The sequence below is a fragment of the Rhizobium johnstonii 3841 genome (assembly GCF_000009265.1).
Classification (GTDB): domain Bacteria; phylum Pseudomonadota; class Alphaproteobacteria; order Rhizobiales; family Rhizobiaceae; genus Rhizobium; species Rhizobium acaciae.
Genome location: NC_008381.1, coordinates 359,984 through 379,868, shown reverse-complemented (window position 1 = coordinate 379,868; position 19,885 = coordinate 359,984). Strand labels below are relative to the sequence as shown.

The following is a 19,885-nucleotide window of genomic DNA, read 5'->3' as shown; positions in this document are numbered from 1 at the left end:
CGATCTCGCGCCATAGTGGGTCACAGCTTTTAATTCTACGTGAACGCTTCTTTGTTAGCGTCGACGAATGCGCCCGCGTCGTGGTGTTCAGGGGTCTACGCTTGCACATCGTTCTTCCTTCCAGCTCCAACACGTTTCAGCAATCCTGGATCGCTTCGGGAAGAATACTGTTTCTTATTGCCGTCAGCGGGCTTGGAGCGATCGGACTTGTCGTGCTTTCGGCGCTCTGGGCAGGAACCGAAAGCGATGCTGCCGCCCTTGATCGGCAGCGCCAGCTTGTGAATGCCCGCCTGCGCGAACAGGTCGATCAAGTCGCCCATGTTATCGGCCAGTTCGGCAACGGCTACCTTACACGCGTTTATCCGGCGGCCCGATCGACCGGAGGTTCGTCCAGCCTCGAGGCCGTTCTGACGGCGGCGGCCGGGAGTGCGATCAGCCAGACCGCAATGTCCGCCTTCGGCTACGATCAGGCCTTTGTCGTCGACGAGAAGGCGCAACTGCTCATGCTGGCGGACGCCCAAACGGAAAAGCGTTATCGATGGATGAAGCCTCTCTTCTTGCCTCTCCTTCAGGATGCCCAGCTTGGAGTGAGGCGCGGCACGGTTTCCAACGAACGAACGCCGTCCTCAATGGAAAGCCGTCTTGCGAATGCCGCCCGCTCCAACCGGGCGCTGGCCAATCTGATGCGGCTGGAAGGTCGGCCGACCATCGTCGGCGTCGTCGCCATCAACGAGGCCACGGAGAGGCAGCGGCAGCCGATACGGCAATTCCTGATCGTCGTGCGGTTTATCGATGGTGCGGCGCTGGACGAATTGAGCCGGGAACAGGGCCTCAACGGCGCACGCTTCGCGCGCACGGCCGATGCAGACGAAAACGAGGTTGCCTTCCAGATCGACGCCACGGCAAACGGCGAACCGATCGGCTTCATCGTATGGAGGCCCGATCTTCCAGGTTCGAGGGTGATCGGCCGATTGATGCCGGCGCTTTCGATTGCCGCCTTGGTGATCGCGATCCTGTTCTCGGTCCTGCTGGTGCGTCTGCGAAGCAGTCTCGGCGAGTTGAAGAGAAGCGAGCTGCATGCAAGGCAGCTTGCCTTGCATGATGTGCTGACCGATCTTCCCAACCGCGCCTTGTTTGCGATGAGGTTCGACGAGTGCCTGGCCGAGACGCAGAATTCGACCGAGCGTTCGGCAGTCGCGCTTCTCGACCTCGACCGCTTCAAAGCGGTGAACGACACGTTCGGCCATGCGGCCGGCGATGAGCTCATCAGGATGGCTGCGGAGCGGATCCGCTCCCTGCTTCGTCCGGGCGACACCCTTGCCCGGCTCGGAGGGGACGAATTCGCCCTGCTTCTCCGCGACATCAAAGATCATGACCATGTTTTGCCGGCAATATGCGAAGCGATCGTTGCCGAACTCGGCAAACCCTTCCCTCTTTTGAGAGGCGAGGCGGTCGCGCGCGTCGGCGGCTCGATCGGCGTGACCGTCGTGCCGGACGCCGGACGGAATGCCGATGACATCATGCGCTACGCCGACGTCGCACTGTACGAGGCAAAGATGGGAGGCAGAGGCCAGTGGCGTCTCTATTCACCGTCCATGGACGGCGGCCGGAATGCGCGCGACATTCTCAAGAATGAATTGCGGGAAGTTCTGGCCAAAGACACGGCCTCATTCGCCGACGGTTCGCAATCCGATCCGATTGTAAACAGGCCGGACTTCGGATCGCTCGAGGTCTATTACCAAACGGTACATCGCGCTGGGGCAGGATACGCAGCGTCGGGCGCGGAGGCTCTCGTGCGTTGGCGTCACAGCCAGCGCGGACTCTTGACGCCTGCCAGCTTCATCCCCGTCGCCGAGGAGGGCGGCCTCATCGACGCTCTCGGTTTCTGGGTCTTGCGCGAAGCCTGCAGAGCCGCCTGCAAATGGCCGGAAGACACATTCGTTGCGGTCAATGCGTCTCCCGCCCAGTTGAGAAGACCAAATTTCGCCGAGGAAGTCTTCGCCGTGCTTGAGGAGAGTGGCCTGCAGCCGTCCCGGCTCGAACTCGAGCTCACCGAGTCCTCGCTCATCGAGGATAACTCGGACGTCCATACGGTGCTGAAGTCGCTGCGCAGCCGGGGTGTTCAGATTTCGCTCGACGATTTCGGAACCGGCTTTTCATGTCTCAGCCATCTGCTGCGCTTCGATATCGACCGCATCAAGATCGATCGATCGTTCGTCTCACAGCTCGGCACAAAAGCCAACGGGGCAGCAATCATCGGCGCCATCGTCGCGCTCAGCCGCAACCTCGGTATCTCGACGACGGCCGAAGGGGTCGAAACGGAATACCAACGCGACTTTCTGGCCGCCCTCGGCTGCACCGACCTCCAAGGTTACTTCTTCTCCAAACCCGTTCCTCTTGGCGACCTTGACAGTTTCCGGAAAGCCGAGAGCGCCGTCGCCTAAGAGGCTTCTGATCTTCCGCCAGGAACTTTCGCCCCCGGCAAAAGTTGACGCCCGAAGACCGGATGGAGGATGTGATGGGCGAGCTCGGGGAGTGGCGGCACCTTTGCGTCGACATGCAGCGGATGTTTGCCGAAGACACGCCGTGGCACGTTCCCTGGATGGCACGGATCTCTCCCCAGATCGAAGAGCTGGCCGGACGGCACCCGGCGCAAACGATCTTTACCCGCTTCCTGCCGCCCGAGCATGCCGACGATATGCCGGGGAAATGGCGGGACTATTACCAGAAATGGTGGATGATGACGGGCGAACATCTTCCGCGCGGCCTCATCGATCTCGCTTCATCACTGGCATCGCTGGTTCCGCCGGCAAGGCACTTCGACAAGCGCACCTATTCCCCCTGGATCGACGGCCGCCTTCATCCGATCCTTCAGTCGGAGCGGGTCGATACGCTTGTGATAACGGGCGGTGAAACGGATGTCTGCGTGCTTGCCACGACACTCGGCGCGATTGATCTCGGCTATCGTGTCATCGTCCTAAGAGACGCCGTGTGCAGCGGCGCCGACGATACGCATGACGCGTCACTGGAACTTCTGCACGATCGGTTTTCCGTGCAGCTCGAACTCATGGAGACCGAAGAATTTTTGAGCGAGGTTGGCTAGAGCCTCGTGTGGCGATACAGCCTTCGCAGCAATACTGCTCATCGCCACGAATGACATGGAGATGACCGAGAGGTTGGCCTTAGCGTTTGCCGATCGAGGGACTAAACACCATGAGGCTCAGAATCTCAAAGAGCACTTGTGCCGCGGCGTGCGCTGTGTTGGTCGTTGCGTCATATTGCGGGGCAACTTCGACGACATCGCCGCCCACTAGGTTTATCCCTTTCAGCCCGCGTATCAGTTCAAGGACTTCACGCGTGGTCAATCCACCGACCTCGGGCGTGCCCGTGCCAGGCGCAAAGCTCGGATCGAGGCTGTCGACGTCGAAGGAAAGATAGGTGGGGCCGTCGCCGACGATGGATTTTGCCTTGGCAATGACGGCAGGAATCCCCATCCCGCTGATGTCCTCTGCGTGGATCACGGTCATTCCCGACGCATAGGAGAATTCCCACAAATATTCCGCCGAACCACGGATGCCAATCTGGATCGTCCTTGTCGGATCGAGCACGCCGTCCAGCACCGCATTGCGGAACGGCCCGCCGTGATGAAATTTCGTCTGATCGAAGGCGCCGCTTGTATCGCAATGAGCATCAATATGAATGAGGCCGACTGGCTGCTGCCGACCGATGGCCTTCAAAATCGGGTGGCTGATGGAATGATCGCCTCCGACGGAAAGCGGGGCAACGCCGGCATCGACGATCTGGCCGATGCGCTTTTCGATGTCGTCATGGCTGAGTTCCAGCCGGTAGCGGCTTTGGAACGGTACGTCGCCGATGTCAGCGACCCGAAGATCGAAGACTGGCGCCGTGGCAAGAACGTGGTTGTAGGGGCCGATCCTTTCAATGGCGCGAAGTGCCCTCGGTCCGAAACGCGAGCCTGGGCGATTGGTGACGCCTAGATCCATGGGAATCCCGGTGATTGCAACCTGGAGATTGCCGAAGTCCGGATCCTCGGCAGCGACCTGCATGTAAGGCGCGCTGAGGAAGGTCGGCACTCCGGCATATGGCGCCAGTCTCGTGCCGCTCTTGGAGATGATCTTCTCCGCCACTTTGCGAAACTTCTCATCGAATATCTCGCCGCCATTGGCGTCTGCAAATTCTGCGCGCAGCTGCTCCAGCCGCGTTTTGTCCCACACCATGCGCATGTGTCTCCGCTTCAGGTCCGTCTCGTTAGACAAAGAGGTTGAGAAAGCAATTGGTATCGTTGTAGCAATCGGTATCAAAGAGAAATCGATATGATCGCTGCAAAACCCAATTCCCTCGTTGCCCGCCTCTCTGCCCCGCCCATTCCTTCCGTCGTCGCCTGGAGCCGCGAATATAAAGGAGAAAAAGGACCGCTCATCGACCTCTCGCAAGCTGTTCCCGGCTATCCCGCGCATCCGGAGATGCTGCGGCTTCTGGGCGAAGCGGCTGGGCAACAGGCCATGACGGGTTACGGGCCGATCGAAGGTGAACCTTTATTGCGCAAGGCCTACGCGGCTCATCTTGCCGCGCTTTACGGCGCCGACCTTTCCGCCGGTAATATCCACATTACCGCCGGCTGCAATCAGGCGTTCATGTGTACGGCGATCGCGCTTGCGGGCGCGGGCGATACGGTGGCGCTGACCAATCCCTTCTATTTCAACTACGACACGACGCTATCCATGCTTGGGATCGAGCGCCGGTTGGTCGATTGTGACCCCGCCAGCGGGTTTCTTCCCGATCCGGGTTCGGCTGAAGCGGCGCTTGCGGCCGGCGCGAAGATGCTTGCCGTCGTGACACCCAACAATCCCACCGGCGCCGTCTATCCGCCGAGCCTGCTTCATGAGCTTTTCGTTCTCTGCCGAAAATATGGCGCCTGGCTGATCCTCGACGAAACCTATCGCGATTTCCTCGGCGAGGGTTACGGCCGGCCGCACTCTCTTCTCTCCGAGCCGGATTGGGAGGAGACGCTCGTTCTTCTCTACAGCTTTTCGAAGTCCTTCTGCATCCCCGGTCATCGGCTGGGTGCAATTACGGCAGGGCCCAAACTGATCGCCGAAATCGCCAAGGTAATGGACAATATGCAGATCTGCGCGCCGCGGTCGGCTCAGATCGCCGTTGCATCGGCGATCCCCGCGCTCGCCGATTGGCGGGCCGGCAACCGGCTGGAGATTGCTCGCCGGGCGGACGCTTTGAGGCAGGTCTTCTCCGGGCTGGCGGATTGGGAGATTGGAGCGATCGGCGCCTATTTTGCCTTTGTCCTTCATCCCTACGCCGATCGATCGTCTTCCGAGGTTGCCGAAAAGCTCGCCAAGGAATCCGGCATCGTTTGTTTGCCCGGCGCCTATTTCGGCGAGGGCCAGGAACGATACCTCAGACTTGCCTTTGCCAATGCGGATGTCGCCTCGATTGGGCTATTGTCCGAGCGCCTTCGCTAGGTTGCGGCGATCGACGTCTGCCGGAAGTTCATGGTAGCCACCGCGCCAGTAAAGCAGCGGCCCTATGCCCTGCCGGATTTCGATCGCGCAGATATGCCCGACCAGAATGGCATGGGAATGATAGTGGAATGCGGTTTCGAGCTTGCAGTCCAGCACCGTAAGGGCATTTTCAAGGGCGGCCGCGCCGGTCTTGAGGCGATACCATCCCGCATCGCCGTAGCGTTCGGCGCCCTTTCGCCCGTCAAGACCGGCAAAGGATTGCGCCACCTGCTGCTGGTCGGCGGCGAGCACGTTGACGCAGAAGCAGCCATAGTGCTGCAGCGCCGGCCATGAGGAAGAGGCGCGGTTGACGCTGACGATGACGGACGGCCGCTCCGCCGAAAGCGAGGAGACCGACGTTGCCGTGAAGCCGGTGCGGTGTTGCCCGTCGCCGACCGTGATCACGCTGACCGCACCCGCCAGATGACGCATCGAAAGCTTGAAATCCGCTTCGCTGATCAGAGCTTCGGCAGTCATCGGGCCGGCTCTTTCGTTTTGGCAAAGCGGTTGACAGGCATGGAAAGACCGAGGTTTTCGCGCAAGGTCTTGCCCTCGTATTCCTCACGGAACAGGCCGCGGCGGCGAAGCTCGGGCAGGACCAACCGCACGAAGTCGTCGAGACTGGACGGCAGGGTCGGAAACATCAGGATGAAGCCGTCGGCGGCGCGCGTGTCGAACCATTCCTCCATGAAGTCGGCAATCTGGGCCGGCGTGCCTGTCATGCCATTTCCGGTATGCTTCTCGGCATAGTGCCGGATAAGTTCGCCGACGGTGCGGCCGCTTCTGACGAAGTCGACCAGCTCGTCGAACAAGGCGCGTGATCCCTTGGGTGCTGCCGGCAGCCGATCCATGGGGAAGGGCTTGTCGAGAGCGACATCGCGCAGGTCCGCCTCGAGGAATTCCGAGAGCATCAGCCGACCGACATCCGGATGCATCTTGTCGATCAGATAATCCACCTTTGCCTTTGCCTCGGCTTCGGTTTCACCGACGTTGATCACGATGCCCGGCATGATTTTCAGGTCGTCGGGATCGCGACCATGGGCCGGCATCCGGCGCTTGACGTTTTCATAAAAGGCCCGGTTGCGGTCGATATTCGATGCGAGGCTGAAGACGATCTCGGCCGTGCGTGCCGCCATGTCCATTCCAGGTTCCGAACCGCCCGCCTGGGCGATGACCGGGCGGCCCTGGGGCGTTCGCGCGATGTTGAGGGGGCCGCGAACCTGGAAGTGCTTGCCTTTGTGATTGAGCGTGTGGTGTTTGTCTTTGTCATAGTAGACACCGTTTTCACGGTCGAGAAGCAGCGCGCCTTCTTCGAAGCTGTCCCAGAGGCCGAACACGACATCGACAAACTCGTTGCCGCGCTCGTAACGCAGCGCATGCGGGTCAAGCCCCTCGCGATTGAAGTTGTAGCCGGTTTCGTCGTGATCTGACGTGACGACGTTCCAGCAGACGCGGCCCTTGCTCAAATGGTCGATCGAGGCGAACAGGCGCGCGACATTGTATGGTTCGTAATAACTCGTCGAGACCGTCGCCACGAGGCCGAGATCGTTGGTAGTGACTGCCAGAGCCGAAAGCAGCGAGAGCGGTTCGAAGCGGTTCATCTTGGTCGGAATGCGGGCAAGCGCCTTCGGATCGCCGACGGCGGCGGCGGGAGAATCCGCCATGAACATGAAATCGAACTTGGCCGCCTCGGATCGTTTGGCGACATCGAGCAGATGAGCGAAGTCGTTGGCGCCGTTGACGTCGCTTGCCGGATGCAGCCAGGAGGCAGGATGAAAGCCGAACGTATAGACGAAAGTCCCGAGTTTCATCTTGTCAGTTCGCGCCATCGAGCTCTCCTGCTATGTCGGCCACGCCGCCAACGGTGGAGGGCGACTGCGCAAATTATCGCCAGGCGCAAATTTTCATCAATATCGCGTAGCTGAGTTCCGTTTTAGTTTTTCTAAAGTGTTGACTTGGGCGCCGATGCCAGAGCCTGCTGACGGGAAATAGCGACGAGCCAATCGCGGAATTCGCGCCCATGGGGCTTCTGCAAGGCGGCCCGATCCCAGGCGAGGAAATAGCTTTCACGCAGCGCAATGCGCAGGTCGACGGGAATGACGAGGGTTTGCGCCTCGAGCTCATCTGATATCATCGACATCTGCGCGAGAACGACGCCGCGCTTGTTGACGGCCGCGTCAATCGCACTGCTCGACAGGGTGAAGGAAAGGCCTGGCGTTGACGCGTCGAAGGAGACACCGGCCTTGGCGGCGAACTCCGCCCAGCTCGGGTAGGGGGTGAAGTGCCGTTCCCACTCGACATGGAGGAGGGGCAGTTCGAAGAGATCGCGAGCCGCATGCGCGCGATCCTGCATCAGCGCCGGCGAACAGGCAGGCACCACCCAATCGCGAAACAGTTCGGTATAATGTTCGTGCTGCAGCACGTCCGACCCGTAGCTCACGCGGAAATCGATATCGTCGAAGCCGATGCGGGGCTCTCTGTCGCGTCCGATGATCCTCACCTGCACGTCGGGATGAAGCGCCTGCCAGTCGAAGATGCGCCTGCCGATCCATTTGTTGACGACGGAGGAAAGCGCACTGAGAACCAATGCTGTCTCATTGCGCGCCTTTTCCAGCAGTTGCCCGGCGAGCGCGAATTGCTCAAATCCCTTCGATATCTCCTGGTGGTAGAGCCTGCCCCAGGCAGTCAGCTCGACGGTTCGTCCGCTACGCTCGAGAAGCGAAACGCCAAGGAAGCTTTCGATTTTGTGAACCTGCTGGCTGATTGCTCCCGGCGAGACGTTGAGCTCCAGTGCCGCGGCCGTCACGCCGCCGCAGCGCCCCACCGCCTCGAAGGCCTGCAAGCCCTTCAGCGGGATCGTCTTGAAGCGCTCATCGATCACTTACGGAGCCTCTCGTGATTTTCGCCAACTCAAATTGCCGTCGGGTGAAACGTCCCAGCAAACTGGAACCGGTCGCCTGGATGGGTAATCTCGACATATGTCACCGTGCGCCCGTTCTGCCAGGTCTGGCGGATCAGGCTAAGGCAGGCCTCGCCCCTCTCCGTCTGCAGGATTCGGGCCGTCACGGTATCGGCCGAGACGGCACGAATGACATGTTTGGCCTTGGACCAGGGCACCTCGTCAAGCAGCCATTTGCCGGGCGGAATTGAAGCAAAGCTCTCTTCTCTCGCCCGTGGCACGGCGTCGAGCATGATGACCCGCCGCTCGATGGCATTCGGTCTGCCATCGACGATATGCAGGCATTGAAGCCTGAGGACTTCCGCATCGGCCGGTTCCGACAGCAGCTGCGCCTCCGCCTCTCCAAGGCGCTCGACCGTGCGGGCGAGGATTTCGAAGCGGTGTTCGTGCCCGGCCAGTTCCGCTTCGGTGCTGATATCCTGAATATCCATCACCGTGCGGTCGATCTGGGGCGATGCGACAAACGAACCGGTCTTGCGACGCCTGACGATCATACCGCGCTCGGCCAGCGCCGACAGCGCCTTGCTGACCGTCATGCGCGAACACCGATATTCGGCCACCAGCTCGTGCTCGATGGGAATGCGGTCGCCGGGCCGCCAATCACCGCTGACGATCTTCGTCTCGATATCCGTGAAAATGCGCTGATAAATCGACACCAAGCCCGTACCTCATCCGGCGTCAGCGACCGTGAATCCGCAACGGTCATGCCAGCGAGACCGACGCCATCCGGCACAAATTTTGCGTTCCTCGTCTTTTACATTGACACTCTAGGCCAGCCTATATCTATTTGTATAGTCAAAAGCGGAGCACAGAAGTCCGCGCAGAGGAAATCGAAGTCGGGAACCAAAACTCCTCCGCCGGGGGAATAAAAACTGGAGAGATGATCATGAAGGCACATTCACTGCTGAAGGGTCTGGTCGGCGCTGCGTTCCTCATCGGAGCAGCCGTTTCCGCCCATGCAGCCGACACGCTGGCAGCCGTCAAGGCAGCCGGCACCCTCAAGGTTGGCACCGAAACGGCTTTCGCACCGTTCGACTATATCGATGCCGGTGAACACACCGGTTTGAACGTCGACCTCTTTGCCGAGATCGGCAAGGAACTCGGCGTCAAGATCGAGTGGGTAGCCCTTCCCTGGGATGGCGTCTTCCCGGCGCTCGAGGCCGGCAAATTCGATGTCGTCGCAGGCCCTGCAACGATCACCAAGAAGCGCTTGGAGCGCTATCGCTTCACGCCGCCGATCGCCGAAGCGACGATTGCGATCCTGAAGAAGGCCGGTGATACGACGATCAGCAAGCCGGAAGATATTGCCGGCAAGAAGATCGGCGTCGGCAAGGCAACTGCTCAGCTCGACCAGCTGAAGGAATTCTCCGAGACGCTGCCAACCAAGGTCGATGTGCGCGAATATCCGGCCTTTACCGAATCCTACGCCGATCTCGCAGCCGGGCGCATTGCCGGCGTTGCCAATTCGCTGCCCAATATCGCCTTCGTCGCCAGCCAGCGAAAAGGCACGTTCGAAGTCGTCCTGCCGCCATTCGGCAAGAAGTCCTATTTCGGCTTCATCGGTCTCAAGGATGCCGATCACGCGCCGCTGATGGATGCGATCGATGCCGCGATGCTCAAGATCAAGGCAGACGGGCGCATGGCTGAGCTACAGAAGAAGTGGTTCGGTGCATCTTTCGATACGCCTGATGCCGTCAAGGACCCGGCATTCTGATTGGCTGCCGGTGAAACGAACGCGCCCCGCCATCGGTCGGGGCGCAATCTGCCGTGGCATCAGAGTTCACGGCCGCAGCGCCCAGGCAAACACCGCCCATGTCCATCAAGCTTTTCGAACTGCTCCTGCAAGCCGCGATCTACACGGTGACGATCAGCGTGGTTTCTATCCTGATCGGCTTTGCGATCGCCATCGTCGTTTCCGCCATGCTGCTGTCGCGGCAACGGCTCTTGGCGCTGCAGGCGCGGATTTTTATCAGTTTCTTTCGTGGCGTGCCGCTGCTGGTGCAACTGCTGCTGATCTATAACCTGCTGCCAGCGATCGGCATCAACGTGCCGAGCATCGTTGCGGCTATCATTGGTCTTTCGCTGTGTACTGCAGCCTATCAGGCTGAAAATCTGCGCGGCGGTTTTTCCAGCGTTCCCGCGGGCCTGGTCGAGTCTGCCGAAATGGTCGGCATGACACCCGTTCAGATCTTCCGCCGCATCAAGGCGCCGATCGCCCTGCGCCTGACCTTTCCGGCGCTCGTCAACGAAGCGATCCTTATCCTGAAGGCGTCTTCGCTGGTCTCGGTCGTCGGGGTCATCGAGTTGACGCGCATGGCCCAGGACCTTGCCGGCAGCACCTTCCTGCCGCTCGAGATTTTCGCTTCCGCCGGGCTGATCTATCTCGTCATCAATTGGATCGTTGCTCTTGCGGGCGGCCTCGTCGAACGCTCCCTGCCAGGAGTGCCGCGATGACCTTCGACATCAATGTGATCTTCAGCAACTTGCCGGAAATCCTCAGCGGTGCTTGGGTCACCATCGTCATCTGGATCATCACCACCCCGGCCGCTGCCGTGCTCGGCTTCCTTGTCGCCGTCGCCAGACGTTTTGGCGGCGTCATGCTGGACAAGGCGTTCGGCATCGTCATCGCGGTGCTCCGCGGCACGCCGTTCCTGATTCAGATATTCCTCGTCTACTACGGCGGCCCCTTCGTCGGATTGTCACTTGATCCGATCCCGGCAGGCGTCATCGGCCTTTCCATCTACGGCGCGGCTTATTTCAGTGAGATATTCCGCTCGGGCTTTGCCGCCGTCCCGAAGGGACATATCGAGGCCGGGATATGCGTTGGCCTGACACAAGGACAGATCATCCGACGCATATTGCTGCCGGAAATGACCATGCTCGTGCTGCCGCCTTCGGTCAACATGACGGTCATCCTGATGAAGGAGACGGCCGTGCTGTCCATCATTACCGTGCCGGAGTTGACGGCGACGCTGAGCGCCATCGGCTCGCAGCAATATGCTTTCGTCGAAGCGCTCTTCGTGCTCGCCCTGTTCTACTGGGCCTTGGTCGAAATCACCGGTTGGCTCGGTCATCTCGCCGAAACGAAACTCACCAGATTCAGGTTTTTCAACATATGAGCGTTCCTGCGATCACAGTCAAAAATCTCGTCAAGACCTTCGGCGGCTCCACCGTGCTGCACGGCATCGACCTCGATATCGTTCAGGGGCAGGTTTCCTGCGTCATCGGCCCGTCGGGTTCCGGCAAGAGTACGCTGCTGCGCTGCATGGCCTTTCTCGAGGAATCGACCAAGGGGACGATTACCGTCAACGGCGAGGTGCTTGGCTTTGCGGAAAACGCCAAGGGCGTCCGGGAGCGGGTGCCCGCCGCAGTGAACCGGCAAATTCGATCGCAGATCGGCATGGTTTTTCAGCAGTTCAATCTCTGGCCGCATATGACGGCGCTCGGCAATGTCAGCGAAGCGCTGAAGACCGTTCACAGGATGAGCCGCAGGGATGCTGAGGAGCGGGCAATGGCCCAGCTCGTCAAGGTCGGCCTAGAGGGCAAGGCAGGGCATTACCCGTCGCAGCTCTCGGGAGGGCAGCAGCAGCGCGTCGCTATTGCCCGGGCGCTTGCCCTCAACCCGAAGATCATGCTGTTTGACGAGCCGACCTCGTCACTCGATCCCGAGCTGACCGGCGAAGTGCTGAACGTCATGCGAGATCTCGCTGCCGAGGGTATGACGATGGTCGTCGTCTCCCACGAGATCGGATTTGCCGCAACGGTCGGCCAGCAGATCGTCTTTCTCGATCACGGCAAGGTGCTGTTCACCGGACCGCCGCAGGACGTCTTCAAGCGGCCGAGAAACCCCCGGCTCGAGCAATTCCTGGATACCTATATCGATCGCGGAGCTTCGATGCTGCTGTGACGTTCATGTCCTTCCCGATCGTCGGACAGACCTCCACAGCCGGTGTCGGCTTCACGCAATTTCCTCTTCGAGTATTTTCACGGGCCGGTCCCACTGGATGAGCACGACACAGCCGGTATCGCTCCAGACCGAGTGTTCGCTGCCCGGCGCATTGACGATATAACTGCCGCGGATGTAATCGCCCGTCTCGTCGGATTGAACGCCATCGAGCACCAGGATGGTCTCGAGCCCCTCGTGGCGATGGCGGGGAACGGAGGCGCCGGGCTCATATTTCAACAGCGCCACGCCCGGCTGGTCGCCCTCGAAGGGGCGGATCCAGTGGATGGTGACAGCATCGCGGAAAGGGCCGAACTCCAGCTCCTTCCAGCCGCCTGACGTCAGGCGTTCGCGGGTCGTTTCAGGCATGGGCGATACTTTCCAGAATGTCGTCGACATGCGCGGTCCAGCCGACGATCGCGCCCTGGGCGCGGATCATGGCGATGGCGGCGGCTTTGAATTCGGGGAAATAGCTTTCCGTCGCCTCCTCGGCGAGAAGGCATTCATAACCGCGGTCGTTTGCTTCGCGCATCGTCGTCTGCACGCAGACTTCGGTGGTGACGCCGGCAAAGACGAGCTGCTTGATGCCCTTCTGCTGCAGCACGGTGCCGAGGTCGGTCGCGTAGAAGGCGCCCTTGCCGGGCTTTTCGATGACGACTTCGCCCTTCACAGGAGCGAGTTCCGGAAGAATTGCCGTGCCGGGTTCCCCCGAAATCAGGATGCGGCCCATCGGGCCTTCGTCGCCGATCCGGAGCGCAGGATTGCCGCGGTCGCGTTTGGCCGGCGGCAGGTCGGAGAGATCAGGCCGGTGGCACTCCATCGTATGGATCACAGGCAGGCCTGCATTGCGGAAGCCCTGGATCAGGCGTTTGACATCGGGCACGATCCTGGTGATGCGGCTGACATCATTGCCGAGGCTTGCACCGAAGCCGCCCGGCTCGGCGAAATCGCGCTGCATGTCGATGACGATGAGCGCGAGCTCATCGTGCTTCACCGGAAAGGCGAAGGGTTCTGCCTTGATCTTCGCCATCAGTGATGTCCCGCCATGTGGGCGCCGATCACGCCGATATCGGCCGAACGCGCCGGTGTCTCGTAAACGAGCTTGCCTTCCGAAATGACCATGATGCGGTCGGACATCTCGAGCAGTTCGTCGAGGTCTTCGGAAAGCACCAGCACGGCGGCACCCATATTGCGGGCTTTCATGATGCGGGCGCGGATTTCTGCAACGGCCGAGAAATCGAGGCCGAAACAGGGGTTCGAGACGATCAGCAGATCGACATCGCCGGTCAGTTCACGGGCCAGTACGGCACGCTGTACGTTGCCGCCCGAGAGCGCTGCGATCGGCGAGGAGGAAGAGGCCGTCTTGACCTTGAAGTCGGAGATCAGCGCCGAGGCACGCTTCTTCATGCTGCCCTTGTTCAGCCAGATCGCGTCCGTGCCGTCCAGCTTCAAGTCGAAGGTGCGGAACGCAAGGTTCTCACTCACCGTCATCCTGGGTGCACAGGCATTCTGCAACGGCTCTTCGGGGATGAAACGCACCCTGTTCCTGCGGGTCTCGTCACGGGTAGCGCCGTAAGTCTCGCCATTGACCATGACCTCGCCGCTATCGGTCGGGCGCTGGCCGGCCAGGATTTCCGTCAGCTCCTTCTGGCCGTTGCCGGATATGCCGGCGATGCCGACGATCTCGCCGGAGCGGACCGTCAGCGCGTCGATCTCGATCGTCTTCAGGCCGGAGCGATCCGGAGCTTTCACCTGGGTTACAGTGAGCACGGATTTGGCCGCTTCCGCCACCGGCAGACGGCTGTCGAGCTCGGCGAGCTTGACGTCGCCGATCATCATCCCCGCCATCTCGGCGGTGGAGAGCTCGCCGACCTTACCGGTGCCCACCAGCTTGCCGCGCCGCAGGATCGAGACGGCATCAGCGAACTTCGTCACCTCGTGGAACTTGTGGGAGATCATCAGCACGGTGAGTTCGCCGCGCTCGGTCATCCCGCGGACGATGCCGAGCATCTCATCGGCTTCGGCCGGCGTCAGCACCGAGGTCGGCTCGTCGAGCACGAGGAAGGAGCGGCCGAGATAGAGCTGCTTGACAATTTCGAGCTTCTGTTTTTCGCCGGCCGCAAGCTCGCTCACCGGCCTGTCGAGCGGGATCTTGAACGGCATGCGCTCCATGAAACCCGCCAGATCCTTGCGTTCCCTGGCCCAGTTGATCACCGCGGGTACTTCGGTGCGGCTGATGACCAGATTTTCCGCACCGGTCAGAGAGGGAACCAGTGTGAAATGCTGGTAGACCATGCCGAGCCCATAGGCCGCAGCATCCTTGGGTGAGGCAACCGCCACCTCGCGGCCATCGACCGACAGCGAGCCTGACGTGGCGTGATAGAAGCCCATGATGCATTTGACGAGCGTCGACTTGCCGGCGCCGTTTTCGCCGAGAAGCGCGTGAAAAGAGCCGGCCGGAACGGCGATCGAGACGTCGTCGAGCGCGGTGAACGAGCCGAAGCGCATGGTCATGCCGAGCGTCTCGATGCCGACGGCCTTGCCGGCTTGCGGAAGGGGCGTGTCGCGGACTGTGCTCACTTCATTGCTCCTTTTCGACGATGATGGCGACGGGACCGCCGCCGGGCGGACCCTGGTGTTCGGCGCCGCCGGACACATAGAGATCGGTAATGCCGAAGATGCCGGCGAGAACGCCGCCGACGAAGGCACGGGCATGGCGGGTGCCTGCAATATCCGAGTCATCGAGCATCGTGTGGCGCCTGCCGTCGATCTCGCCGGACGGGTCCGGCTCGGCCTTAGCGAGAACCGCCGCCAGCCGGCTGTTTTCCGGCAGGCGTTCGCGGGCTTTCCTGACGGAATGCGCGTCGATCGCATCCCGCATGACCGCGTGGTCGATCGACAGCGGACCGGACCATTTTGCGCTCATGCCGAGGACGATGATTTCGTGATCGGTGAGTTCGACCCCGGACGAGGTTGAGGCGCAGCGGGAAAAGAGATCGAAACGTGTGCAGATGTCGGCATCGTTGATCGATGTCGCATCTATCTCGCCGAGTGCCACGGCGACGCCGAGAGCCGAAGCGCCGCGCGAGAGGCCCATGGATTTCAGCGTGTCGTGGGTTGCGACCGTCCTGCCTGCTGCCTCGGCCTCGGCAATCCGGCGCGAGGTGAGCAGCGGACACTTGATCTGCACGAAATGGGCATCGGCGGGATCATCGATGCCGGCATCCCTCATCGCGGACTTCACGCCTTCGGCAACGAGCAGGATCTGTTCCCGGCGCCCGAGATGTTCGGGGGACAGCGCGGGGGTACGCGACACACCAATGGCCAGCGCCCGTTCGCCCGGGGTTTCTACGGTTTCACGCGCAAAAACCGTCCAATGCGGCGAGAGCGCACCCTCGGTGCCGCCGGACATGATGATCGAGACGCCGTCGACGCCATATCTACTGAACAATGTCTCGAAGCTGCGGGTGGCATAACCGCGGGTAAAATCATTGACGCAGCCGTTGCCTTCCGTCTTGCCGAGAACGGCGACGATGTTGTTCGCCTGAAGGCCGCTGGCAAAGAGCGCCTCGACGCCGGCAACGTCATCGGGGCCGTCGGCTGGCACGCGAAAGACATGGGCACGCAATGACGGCATCAGGGCAGCGCCTCGACTAGAGCCGCGGAATTGGAGACCGAGCCGAAGACGCCGCCCTGCATCTTCACCATCTTGATGGCGGCGAGGTGGTTTCCGTAGTCGGTCGCACCACAGCAGTCCTCCAGCAGCAGGCATTCGTAGCCGCGGTCGTTCGCCTCGCGCATCGTCGTCGAGACGCAGACATCGGTGGTGATCCCGGTGAGGATAATGTTCTCGATGCGTTTCTGGTTGAGGACGAGTTCGAGGTCGGTGGCGCAGAACGAACCCTTGCCGGGCTTGTCGATGATCGTCTCGCCTTCGATCGGGTAGAGTTCGGGGATGATGTCCCAGCCGGGTTCGCCACGCGTCAGGATTCGGCCGCAGGGGCCGGGATCACCGATGCCGGCCCCGATCCGTTGCGAGCGCCAGCGTTTGTTTGCTGGCAGATCGGCGAGGTCGGGGCGGTGGCCCTCGCGGGTGTGGATGATGTGATAACCCTTGGCCCGCATGGCGGCAAGCACGCGTTTGATGGGTTCGATCGGCGCCTGCACCAGCGACAGGTCGTAGCCCATGTGGTCGACATAACCGCCCTTGCCGCAGAAATCCGTCTGCATGTCGATGATGATGAGGGCGGTATTGTCAGGCCTCAGAGCTCCGTTATAGGGCCACGGATACGGATCGGCGTCGATAAAATGCCGGTTGGTTTCGACCATCGCGTCCATCATTCTCTCTCCTATTCCGCGGCAGGTTTGAGGGGTTCGCCGTAACGGCGCATCGGCTTGTCAAATCCGCAGGACGTGCCATCCTTGACCTTTATCTCGTCTTCCCATGGCAGGCGGTATTTGCCGGCGATAAGGTCGTGCATGTAGGTGTAGGGCGCATCCTGGGCGCCGCCGGCGACGGCGACATAGCCGCGATGGCCGAACTGGTAGATGTTGTTCTCCACGCCCCAGCCGAGCCGGGCCTCCCGCACCAGATCGGGGCGCACCTCTGCGGTGATGATCTCGTTGACGCGGCCGGAGGTGCCGTGGGCGATGATCGCGCCGTCGAAATTGCAGATCATGCCTTCACCCATGGAATCGAACGTGCCGTCCGAGCCGCACATGCAGACATTGGCGGTGATCATCAGGTTGCAGAAGGCGTTGGCCTGGTTGGTGAAGCGCCAGGCATCGCGGATCGGCGCCGTGTAGCCGGCGGTGCGGATCATGATTTCGGCGCCCTTATAGGCACATTCGCGCGCCATCTCCGGGAACATGCCGTCATGGCAGATGATCAGCGCGAGCTTGGCGCCTCGGGGGCCTTCGATAACGGGGATGCCAAGATCGCCGGGCTCCCACGGCTCGACGGGGATCCAGGGATGCATCTTGCGGTAATAGAGCTTCAGCTCGCCCTGGTCGTCGATGACGATGCCGGAATTGTAGGGCATGCCACCGGGATTGAGCTCCATGATCGAGAAGCAGCCCCAGATCCGGTTGTCGCTGCAAGCTTGCCTGAAGGCCGCGACCTCCGGCCCGTCGAGCGTGCACATGATCTCCGGATTGATGTCCATGGAAAGGCCGTGCAGCGCGTATTCGGGAAAGACGACGAGGTCCATGCCCGGCTGGTTGCGCCGCGCTTTGGCCACCAGATCGACGATCACCTGCGTCTGTTTTGCCAGATCCGCTTTGGTGACGGTCACCGGCAGCTGGAGCTGAACGAGGCCGATGCCGACGCCGTGTTCGGATTTGTTGAGACCGCCAAGTCCGTTCATCGGAAAGCTCCGTTATTTCGTGAGCGACAGCGCGCCCGGCGCACCGGCTAGCGAGCGGGTGGGCGAGGAGGTGGCGATCAGGATGACGAGGGTGAGCACGTAAGGCGCGGCGTAAAAAAGGTAGTAGCCTTGTGTGACGCCGACCGATTGCAGCGCCGGGCCGAGCGCGCCGGCGCCGCCGAAAAGCAGGGCAGCGAGGAAGCAGCCGATCGGGTTCCAGCGGGCGAAGATGACGAGGGCCACGGCCATCAGGCCCTGGCCCGACGAGATGCCTTCGTTCCATGAGCCCGGATAGTAGAGCGAGAGATAGGCGCCGCCGATTGCCGCCAGCGAACCGCCCACTGCCGTCGCCAGCAAGCGAACCCGGTCCGGGTTGATGCCCATGGCCCGGGCCGCGTCGGTGCTGTCGCCGACGACGCGCAGGATCAGGCCGATGCGGGTGTTCTTGAAGGCCCAGAACAGGAAGAGGGCAAGTGCCGCGCCGATGAAGAACAGCACGTTGATATTGAGTGCTGCCTGGATCTGCGGAGTGCTCGACCAGCCGCCGAGTGCGATCGAGGGCAGTTTCGGCGCCACCGGCTGGATGAAGGATTTGCCGAGGAAGAACGCCATGCCGAGACCGAACTGCATCATGGCGATGCCGATGGCGATGTCGTTGACCTTCGGGAACTTGCAGATCCAGCCGTGGATGAGGCCGAAGATCGCGCCCGCCACCATTGCGGCCAGCACGCCGAGGGTCGGCGAGCCGGTCATGACAGCCACCGCATAGGCCGTCATGGCGCCGAAGACGAGCGTGCCTTCCAGGCCGAGATTGATGCGGCCGGAGCGTTCGGTGATCGTCTCGCCGAGGCTGACGAAGATGAACGGTGTGGAAACGCGGATGGCGCCTGCGAATATCGCCAGCGGCACGCCCCAGATGCCGATGCCTGTCTCTTCCATCAGAAGCTCCTTTTCCAGAGGTCGGGATTGAAGATCTTGAAGCGGCCGTAGAAGGTCTCGCAGAACAGAATGACGATGAAGAGCGTGCCCTGCAGCACCAGAACCGTCGCATCCGGCAGGCCCATACGCCGCTGGATGAGGCCGCCCGAGGCGTCGATGCCGCCGAGCAGGATCGCCACCGGAATGATCGCCAGCGGATTGTGCCTGGCGAGGAAGGCGACGAGGATGCCGGTATAACCGTAGCCGGCGGCAAGCGAGGCGTTGGCACTTCCCTGCACCGCCGCCACTTCGATCATGCCCGCCAGGCCGGCAAAACTACCGGCAAGCGCGGTAAATCCGGCGATCAGCTTGCCGACCGGCAGTCCCTGGATCTGCGCGGCGCGCACGTTGCCGCCGGCGATGCGGGCGGCAAAACCGTAGCTCGTGGCCTCGATCACGATCCAGGAGACCACACAGGCGAGGATGCCGATGACCAGGCCCCAATGCACGTCCATGCCGGGAATATTGCCGAGCATATATTCCGCCGGCAGTGGCCTGGTCGACGGCTTGTTGAGGCTTGCCGGATCGCGCAGCAGCCCTTCGACGAACTGGTTCATCAGGGCAATGGCGATATAGGAGAGCAGCAGCGACGAGATGGTTTCGTTGACGCCGCGATAGTGGCGCAGGAAACCGGCAAGGCCGATCCAGATGCCGCCGACCGCCATGGCGGCGATCGCCATCAGAATGAGGGTGAGGAAGACAGGCGCGGTGCCGGCCAGCGGCAGAGCCATGGCCGCGGCGGCAACGCCGCCCAGCACGACCGCTCCTTCCCCGCCGATGATGACGAGGCCGAGACGGGCGGGCAGGGCGACGCAGAGTGCCGTCAGGAGAAGGGGTGCCGCACGACTTAAGCTGTTCTGCACCGAAAACCAGCTGCCGAAGCCGCCGGTGTACATCAGTTGGAAGAGAGTGACCGGCGACTTGCCGACCGCCAGGATGAAGAGGGAGAAGAGCGCAAGACCGATCAGGATGGCCGCGAGGCCGATGACAACGGGCTCGGCCCGCCGCGCGATCCATTCGAGGACGGGGCGCAGGGAAGCCGGTTTTTCCGCGATGGCTATTGCGGGATCATTGGCCTCGATGGTCATGGCGCTTCTCCCTT

The 19,885-nt window shown here is 61.5% G+C and carries 20 protein-coding genes; 7 read left to right on the top strand and 13 right to left on the bottom strand.

The genetic code is table 11. The features are described from left to right. Positions 1-80 precede the first annotated feature (80 nt). Together RL_RS29245 and RL_RS29240 are read left to right on the top strand one after the other, a co-directional pair. Positions 81-2,444, top strand: a complete 2,364-nt coding sequence (locus tag RL_RS29245) for a putative bifunctional diguanylate cyclase/phosphodiesterase (protein ID WP_011654394.1) — start codon at positions 81-83, stop codon at positions 2,442-2,444. Between the two features lie 74 nt (positions 2,445-2,518). Continuing rightward, on the top strand, positions 2,519-3,103 hold the full coding sequence (locus RL_RS29240) for a cysteine hydrolase family protein (protein ID WP_011654393.1): 585 nt from the start codon (positions 2,519-2,521) through the stop codon (positions 3,101-3,103). Between the two features lie 79 nt (positions 3,104-3,182). Here RL_RS29240 and speB read toward each other — a convergent pair whose 3' ends face one another. Beyond that, a complete protein-coding gene (speB, locus tag RL_RS29235) occupies positions 3,183-4,238 on the bottom strand; it encodes an agmatinase (RefSeq protein WP_011654392.1) in 1,056 nt (351 codons plus the stop codon). Between the two features lie 96 nt (positions 4,239-4,334). On the opposite strand from speB, the gene RL_RS29230 reads away from it, so the two are divergent. Continuing rightward, positions 4,335-5,498: an aminotransferase gene (locus tag RL_RS29230; protein ID WP_011654391.1), complete on the top strand. Its 1,164-nt coding sequence runs from the start codon at positions 4,335-4,337 to the stop codon at positions 5,496-5,498. Here RL_RS29230 and RL_RS29225 read toward each other — a convergent pair. The 4 genes from RL_RS29225 to hutC all read right to left on the bottom strand — a co-directional run bounded on the left by RL_RS29225 (position 5,475) and on the right by hutC (position 9,155). Further along, positions 5,475-6,014, bottom strand: coding sequence for a flavin reductase family protein (locus tag RL_RS29225; protein WP_011654390.1), 540 nt, complete (start codon positions 6,012-6,014; stop codon positions 5,475-5,477). The genes RL_RS29230 and RL_RS29225 overlap by 24 nt on opposite strands. Further along, positions 6,011-7,366 (bottom strand): LLM class flavin-dependent oxidoreductase, encoded by a 1,356-nt coding sequence (locus RL_RS29220; RefSeq protein WP_011654389.1) that lies wholly within the window; start codon positions 7,364-7,366, stop codon positions 6,011-6,013. Before RL_RS29220 ends, RL_RS29225 begins: the two co-directional genes overlap by 4 nt. Before the next feature lie 113 nt (positions 7,367-7,479). Further along, positions 7,480-8,418 (bottom strand): LysR family transcriptional regulator, encoded by a 939-nt coding sequence (locus RL_RS29215; RefSeq protein WP_011654388.1) that lies wholly within the window; start codon positions 8,416-8,418, stop codon positions 7,480-7,482. Between the two features lie 29 nt (positions 8,419-8,447). After that, positions 8,448-9,155 carry a histidine utilization repressor gene (gene hutC, locus RL_RS29210; protein ID WP_011654387.1) on the bottom strand — a complete coding sequence of 236 codons (708 nt, stop codon included), beginning with the start codon at positions 9,153-9,155 and terminating at the stop codon, positions 8,448-8,450. 227 nt (positions 9,156-9,382) lie between these two features. Here hutC and RL_RS29205 point away from each other — a divergent pair, with 227 nt between their 5' ends. From RL_RS29205 to RL_RS29190, 4 genes are all read left to right on the top strand, one after another. Continuing rightward, positions 9,383-10,210, top strand: a complete 828-nt coding sequence (locus RL_RS29205) for a transporter substrate-binding domain-containing protein (protein ID WP_011654386.1) — start codon at positions 9,383-9,385, stop codon at positions 10,208-10,210. Positions 10,211-10,308: 98 nt separating this feature from the next. After that, positions 10,309-10,950: an amino acid ABC transporter permease gene (locus RL_RS29200; protein ID WP_028743130.1), complete on the top strand. Its 642-nt coding sequence runs from the start codon at positions 10,309-10,311 to the stop codon at positions 10,948-10,950. Continuing rightward, complete coding sequence (locus RL_RS29195) at positions 10,947-11,615, top strand: amino acid ABC transporter permease (protein ID WP_003538527.1); 669 nt, start codon at positions 10,947-10,949, stop codon at positions 11,613-11,615. Before RL_RS29200 ends, RL_RS29195 begins: the two co-directional genes overlap by 4 nt. Continuing rightward, positions 11,612-12,403, top strand: coding sequence for an amino acid ABC transporter ATP-binding protein (locus RL_RS29190; protein WP_011654384.1), 792 nt, complete (start codon positions 11,612-11,614; stop codon positions 12,401-12,403). The genes RL_RS29195 and RL_RS29190 overlap by 4 nt, the downstream gene beginning before the upstream one ends. 51 nt (positions 12,404-12,454) lie before the next feature. Here RL_RS29190 and RL_RS29185 read toward each other — a convergent pair whose 3' ends face one another. The 8 genes from RL_RS29185 to RL_RS29150 are packed head-to-tail and all read right to left on the bottom strand — an operon-like array spanning position 12,455 to position 19,871. Next, positions 12,455-12,808: a cupin domain-containing protein gene (locus tag RL_RS29185; RefSeq protein ID WP_011654383.1), complete on the bottom strand. Its 354-nt coding sequence runs from the start codon at positions 12,806-12,808 to the stop codon at positions 12,455-12,457. Next, the gene (locus RL_RS29180) at positions 12,801-13,469 is read right to left on the bottom strand and encodes a cysteine hydrolase family protein (protein WP_011654382.1); all 669 of its coding nucleotides are present in this window, start codon (positions 13,467-13,469) and stop codon (positions 12,801-12,803) included. Before RL_RS29180 ends, RL_RS29185 begins: the two co-directional genes overlap by 8 nt. After that, entirely contained in the window at positions 13,469-15,019 is a 1,551-nt protein-coding gene (locus RL_RS29175) for an ABC transporter ATP-binding protein (protein ID WP_011654381.1), read from the bottom strand. Before RL_RS29175 ends, RL_RS29180 begins: the two co-directional genes overlap by 1 nt. Before the next feature lies 1 nt (position 15,020). After that, positions 15,021-16,076, bottom strand: coding sequence for a cyanuric acid amidohydrolase (gene atzD / locus RL_RS29170; protein WP_011654380.1), 1,056 nt, complete (start codon positions 16,074-16,076; stop codon positions 15,021-15,023). Beyond that, a complete protein-coding gene (locus RL_RS29165) occupies positions 16,076-16,777 on the bottom strand; it encodes a biuret amidohydrolase (protein WP_011654379.1) in 702 nt (233 codons plus the stop codon). The genes atzD and RL_RS29165 overlap by 1 nt, the downstream gene beginning before the upstream one ends. 11 nt (positions 16,778-16,788) lie before the next feature. Further along, the gene (locus tag RL_RS29160; RefSeq protein ID WP_011654378.1) at positions 16,789-17,805 is read right to left on the bottom strand and encodes a formamidase; all 1,017 of its coding nucleotides are present in this window, start codon (positions 17,803-17,805) and stop codon (positions 16,789-16,791) included. A 12-nt stretch (positions 17,806-17,817) separates the two neighbouring features. After that, complete coding sequence (locus RL_RS29155; RefSeq protein WP_011654377.1) at positions 17,818-18,744, bottom strand: ABC transporter permease; 927 nt, start codon at positions 18,742-18,744, stop codon at positions 17,818-17,820. Further along, complete coding sequence (locus RL_RS29150; protein WP_011654376.1) at positions 18,744-19,871, bottom strand: ABC transporter permease; 1,128 nt, start codon at positions 19,869-19,871, stop codon at positions 18,744-18,746. Before RL_RS29150 ends, RL_RS29155 begins: the two co-directional genes overlap by 1 nt. Positions 19,872-19,885: the final 14 nt, after the last annotated feature.